This is a genomic window from Sphingomonas bacterium, from assembly GCF_903644055.1.
Classification (GTDB): Bacteria; Pseudomonadota; Alphaproteobacteria; order Sphingomonadales; family Sphingomonadaceae; genus Sphingomonas_I.
Window position 1 is genome coordinate 1 of sequence record NZ_CAHJXD010000003.1, and the last position, 4651, is coordinate 4651.

A 4651-nucleotide genomic window follows, 5' to 3' on the forward strand; every position below is an offset into this window, starting at 1 on the left:
TGACTGACATGAAGAAAGATTTCCTCGATCTCGCCGACGCCGGCGCGCCCGCGCTCCGCGCGATGCTCGCCGAGGCGCGGCGCCGCAAGCAGGCGCGCGCCGGCTGGACCAAGGGCCGCGCCGATGCCGATGCCCCGCTCGTCGGCCACACGCTGGCGATGATCTTCGAGAAGAATTCGACGCGCACGCGTGTCTCGTTCGATATGGCGATGCGCCAGCTCGGTGGCACGACGATCGTGATGGACGCGGGATCGATGCAGCTCGGCCGCGGCGAGAGCATCGCCGATACCGCGCGCGTGCTGTCGCGCTACGTCGACGCGATCATGATCCGCACCGACGATCATGCCAAGGTCGAGGAACTCGCCGCGCACGCCACGGTGCCGGTGATCAACGGCCTCACCGACAGGAGCCACCCCTGCCAGATCATGGCCGACCTGCTGACGGTGATCGAGCGCAAGGGCGCCGTCGAGGGCACGCGCTGGGCGTGGCTGGGCGACGGCAACAATGTGCTCGCCTCGATCATCGAGGCGGGCAGCCTGCTCGGCTTCGAGGTCGCCGCCGCCTGCCCCGAGGGCTATGACCCCGATCCCGCGATCGTCGCGGCGGCGCGCGCGCGCGCGGGCAACCACCCGCCGCTGCTGACGCGCGATCCCGGGGAGGCGGTGCGGGGCGCGGACGTCGTCGTCACCGATACGTGGATTTCGATGGGGCAGGCGCACGCCGAGGCCAAGCTCGCCGCGATGACGCCCTATCGGGTCGACGAGGCGCTGATGGCGCGGGCCGATGCCGGCGGGCTCTTCCTCCACTGCCTGCCCGCGCATCGCGGCGAGGAAGTGACCGACGCGGTGATCGACGGCCCGCGATCGGCGATCTGGGACGAGGCCGAGAACCGGCTGCACGCGCAGAAGGCGGTGCTGCTGTGGTGCCTGGGCAAGCTCGGCTGAACGAATGAAATGGGGATTGACAAACGGAACATAACGTGTACAATATCGCGTATGTCCATGCTCTCGCTCAGCTTCGAAACGGCGAATCGCGTGCGGGTGTCGCGCGGTATCGCGAACGAGGATTCCAGGCGTGACGGGGCGTCGCCTTCATATCCTTCCGTGGCTATCCGAATCGCGATCCTCGTGCGGCTCGGCCTGGCATGGCTGCGCTCGATCGGCGGCGAAATACTGACCGGGCATCATGCCGAAGCTGTGGCGCAACGCGGCGACGAAGGTGCTGGCATAGCCGGCGATCCTACGCATGGTCTGCCATCCGCCGCCCAGCGGGCAGGTTGCTCTTCGAGGAGCGTATCGCGAGGAACGGCTCGTCGGCGGCGCCGCGGCGTTTTCGCGCCGTCGAGAATCGAAACAGCGGGATTGCGATGCGGTGGCGAGCGGCATAGCCTTCCGCTCATGCCGAACAATCTTGCGTCCTTCGCCATTCATGTCGACGATGTCGATCGCGCCCGCGCCTTCTACGAGGCGGTGTTCGGCTGGACGTTCGAACCTTGGGGGCCGCCGGGCTTCTACCTGATCCACACCGGCGACGAAACCTCGCCCGGCATCCAGGGGCTGATGCACCAGCGCCATGTTCCCCGTACCGGCATCGGGCTTAACGGCTTCGAGCCGAGTTTCTCGGTCGACGATCTCGAGGGGATCGTCGCGGCGGTCGAAGCCAACGGCGGCACGATCATCCATGGCCCCGGCACGATTCCCACGGTCGGCACGCTGGTCCGGTTCCTCGATACCGAGGGCAACGACGTTGGCGCGATGAAATATGAGGTGGCGCCACATACGTGAGGCTCTGGCAAACGAGGGCTGTCTTGGTGGAAACTCCGCGACGAGCACCCACATCGCGATGATGGTCACGCCGCCCATCGACACCGTCCTCGCCTTCACGCTGCCCGATCGCCATGCGCGCGGGCGGGTGGTGCGGCTCGGGCCGACGCTGGCGACGATCCTCTCGGCGCACGGCTATCCGCCGGTGATCGAGCGCGTGCTCGCCGAGGCGCTGGTGCTGACCGCGCTGCTCGGCGCGACGCTCAAGGACAAGGAGGGCCAGCTTACGGTGCAGGCGCAGACCAAGGGCGGCGCGATCGATCTGCTGGTCTGCGACTATCGCGGCGGCGAGATGCGCGGCTATCTGCGGCACGATCCCGACCGGCTCGCCGAACTGCCCGAGCAGCCGTCGCTGTTCGCATTGTTCGGCAAGGGCTATCTGGCGGTCACCTTCGATCAGGCGGTGACGGGCGAGCGCTATCAGGGGATCGTGCCGCTGGAGGGCGCGAGCCTCGCCGACGCCGCCGAAAGCTATTTCGCGCAGTCCGAGCAGATTCCCAGCCTCGTCCGCATCGGGGTCGAACGGCGCGGCGGAGCGGGTTCGGGCGATGCGCTGATCGCGGGCGGGATCATGATCCAGCATCTGCCCGAGGGCGAGGAGGGGCGCGAGCGGCTGCACACGCGGCTCGACCATCCCGAATGGGGGCATGTCGCAGCACTCGGCCGCACCGTCACCGGCGGCGAGCTCGCCGATCCCGCGCTGCCGCTGGAAACGCTCGTCTGGCGGCTGTTCAACGAGGATGAGGTGCGCACGCTGCCCGGGGTCGCCTTGTCGCGCGGCTGCCGCTGCGATCCCGATCATGTCCGCAGCGTCATCACGCAGATGCCCGAGGAGGATCGCCTCGCGATGGCCGACGAGGCGGGGCTGGTCCACGTCGATTGCGCCTTCTGCGCCAGCCGCTTCACGCTCGAGGCGATCGGCGCCTAGAGGCTGTGCTGTTCAAGCCGACGTCACCCCGGCCTTGAGCGGGGGTCCCGCTTCTTCATCAGCGTCGGCAGGCAGCGGGACCCCGGCTCAAGGCCGGGGTGACGAGAGTTCAACGTCAACGGTATAGACTTTAGCAGACGATTTTAGCGTTACCTGCTCCTGCTGAGGAGAGACTGAGTAGCTCCTTAAGCGTATCGAGGGCTCGTATCGGAGTACAGCTCCAGGGATATCCTTCGATACGGAACATGGGGTCGTTAACCTGCTATTTAGCTAATGCGGTATAAGGAGGTTTCAGCGTCCGCCCCCCTCGGGCGCTGTCCTCCCTAAGTGGCCGCAACGGCCTCACTGGGCCGCTCTTCTCCGGAAGGGCGGCCCATCTTTTGGGCAATCCGCTTGGAACGGCGCGGTCCGCGCTCTATCTGAGCGGCAGATGGCGACTTCCCCGACCTCCGATCCGCCGCGCGCGCCAGATCCACCACTCGCAGTGGTGCTGCTCTCCGGCGGGCTCGATTCAATGGTGGTCGCGGGGCTGGCACGCGCGGCGGGGCTCGGCGTCGTCGCGCTGACGATCGATTACAACCAGCGCCACCGCATCGAGCTCGAGGCCGCCGCGCGGGTGGCCGCGATGATCGGTGCCGAGCGCCATGTCGTGCTGCCGCTCGATCTCACGCGCTTCGGCGGATCGGCGCTGACCGCCGATATCGCGGTGCCCAAGGACGGCGTCGGACCCGGCATCCCGGTGACCTACGTGCCGGCGCGCAACACGATCTTCCTGAGCCTGGCGCTCGCGCTCGCCGAGACCAGCGGCGCGGCGAGCATCCACATCGGCGTCAACGCGCTCGATTATTCGGGCTATCCCGATTGCCGCCCCGATTTCATCGCCGCCTTCGAGGCGCTGGCGAAGCTCGCGACCAAGGCGGGGGCCGAGGGGCGCGCGATCCGGGTCGAGACGCCGCTACTCCATATGACCAAGGCCCAGATCGCCGCCGAGGCCGCGCGGCTCGGGCTGGATGCGCGGGCGAGCTGGTCCTGCTACGATCCCGTCGACGGCAAGCATTGCGGCCGCTGCGATAGCTGCCGGCTACGCGCCAGGGGCTTCGCCGAGGCGGCGCTTCCCGACCCCACCCTCTATGCGGCCGAAGCGGCATGAGCGGCTATGCGATCAAGGAGATGTTCCTGACGCTGCAGGGCGAGGGCCTGCAATCGGGGCGGCGCGCGGTATTCATCCGCTTTGCCGGCTGCAACCTCTGGTCGGGGCGCGAGGCCGATCGCCACAAGGCCGACTGCCAATTCTGCGACACCGATTTCGTCGGCACCAACGGCGATAACGGCGGGCGCTACGCAGATGCGGACGCGATCGCCGATCGTGCGATAGAGCTCTGGAACAAGTGGCTGGAGCAGACCGACGCGCGGCCGTTCGCGGTGATCACAGGCGGCGAGCCTTTGCTCCAGCTCGATGCGCCCGCGATCGCCGCGCTCAAGGCGCGCGGGTTCGAGATCGCGATCGAGACCAACGGCACGCTGCCCGTTCCGCCGGGGATCGACTGGATCTGCGTCAGCCCCAAGGCGGGCACCGAGATCGTCCAGCGCAGCGGCAACGAGCTCAAGCTGGTCTGGCCGCAGCCCGGCACCGATTTTCGCGCGCTCGAAAGCTGGGACTTCGATCATTTCCTCGTCCAGCCGATGGACGGCTTCAGCCAGAAGGATGCGCGCGAGGCCTGTATCAAGTTCGTCGTCGGCCACCCCCGCTGGCGGCTCTCGATCCAGAACCACAAGGTGGTCGGGCTGCGGTAGGCTCTGTCCTGTTCAAGTTGATCCGTCACCCCGGCCTTGAGCCGGGGTCCCGCTTCTTCTTCAACGTCGGCAGGCAGCGGGACCCCGGCTCAAGGCCGGGGTGACG

At 67.7% G+C, this 4651-nt stretch carries 6 protein-coding genes; 5 read left to right on the forward strand and 1 reads right to left on the reverse strand.

The window, feature by feature from the left end; translation table 11 throughout:
- Positions 1 to 8 precede the first annotated feature (8 nt).
- Positions 9 to 944 carry an ornithine carbamoyltransferase gene (argF, locus tag HUU94_RS00175; protein WP_174273121.1) on the forward strand — a complete coding sequence of 312 codons (936 nt, stop codon included), beginning with the start codon at positions 9 to 11 and terminating at the stop codon, positions 942 to 944.
- Positions 945 to 1091: 147 nt separating this feature from the next.
- On the opposite strand, the gene HUU94_RS00180 is transcribed toward argF, so the two are convergent.
- The gene (locus HUU94_RS00180; protein WP_174273122.1) at positions 1092 to 1247 is read right to left on the reverse strand and encodes a hypothetical protein; all 156 of its coding nucleotides are present in this window, start codon (positions 1245 to 1247) and stop codon (positions 1092 to 1094) included.
- A gap of 150 nt (positions 1248 to 1397) precedes the next feature.
- Here HUU94_RS00180 and HUU94_RS00185 point away from each other — a divergent pair, with 150 nt between their 5' ends.
- The 4 genes from HUU94_RS00185 to queE all read left to right on the forward strand — a co-directional run bounded on the left by HUU94_RS00185 (position 1398) and on the right by queE (position 4545).
- On the forward strand, positions 1398 to 1784 hold the full coding sequence (locus HUU94_RS00185; protein ID WP_174273123.1) for a VOC family protein: 387 nt from the start codon (positions 1398 to 1400) through the stop codon (positions 1782 to 1784).
- A 61-nt stretch (positions 1785 to 1845) separates the two neighbouring features.
- On the forward strand, positions 1846 to 2751 hold the full coding sequence (locus HUU94_RS00190) for an Hsp33 family molecular chaperone HslO (protein WP_254601802.1): 906 nt from the start codon (positions 1846 to 1848) through the stop codon (positions 2749 to 2751).
- A gap of 430 nt (positions 2752 to 3181) precedes the next feature.
- The gene (gene queC / locus HUU94_RS00195) at positions 3182 to 3901 is read left to right on the forward strand and encodes a 7-cyano-7-deazaguanine synthase QueC (RefSeq protein ID WP_174273125.1); all 720 of its coding nucleotides are present in this window, start codon (positions 3182 to 3184) and stop codon (positions 3899 to 3901) included.
- The gene (gene queE / locus HUU94_RS00200) at positions 3898 to 4545 is read left to right on the forward strand and encodes a 7-carboxy-7-deazaguanine synthase (RefSeq protein ID WP_174273126.1); all 648 of its coding nucleotides are present in this window, start codon (positions 3898 to 3900) and stop codon (positions 4543 to 4545) included. The genes queC and queE overlap by 4 nt, the downstream gene beginning before the upstream one ends.
- Positions 4546 to 4651: the final 106 nt, after the last annotated feature.

Excerpts from the sequence above, each read along its gene's own strand:
- HUU94_RS00190 (WP_254601802.1), top strand. The coding sequence starts at position 1,846 with ATGGTCACGCCGCCCATCGACACCGTCCTCGCCTTCACGCTGCCCGAT.
- argF (WP_174273121.1), top strand. The coding sequence starts at position 9 with ATGAAGAAAGATTTCCTCGATCTCGCCGACGCCGGCGCGCCCGCGCTC.
- HUU94_RS00180 (WP_174273122.1), bottom strand. The coding sequence starts at position 1,247 with ATGCGTAGGATCGCCGGCTATGCCAGCACCTTCGTCGCCGCGTTGCGC.
- HUU94_RS00185 (WP_174273123.1), top strand. The coding sequence starts at position 1,398 with ATGCCGAACAATCTTGCGTCCTTCGCCATTCATGTCGACGATGTCGAT.
- queE (WP_174273126.1), top strand. The coding sequence starts at position 3,898 with ATGAGCGGCTATGCGATCAAGGAGATGTTCCTGACGCTGCAGGGCGAG.
- queC (WP_174273125.1), top strand. The coding sequence starts at position 3,182 with ATGGCGACTTCCCCGACCTCCGATCCGCCGCGCGCGCCAGATCCACCA.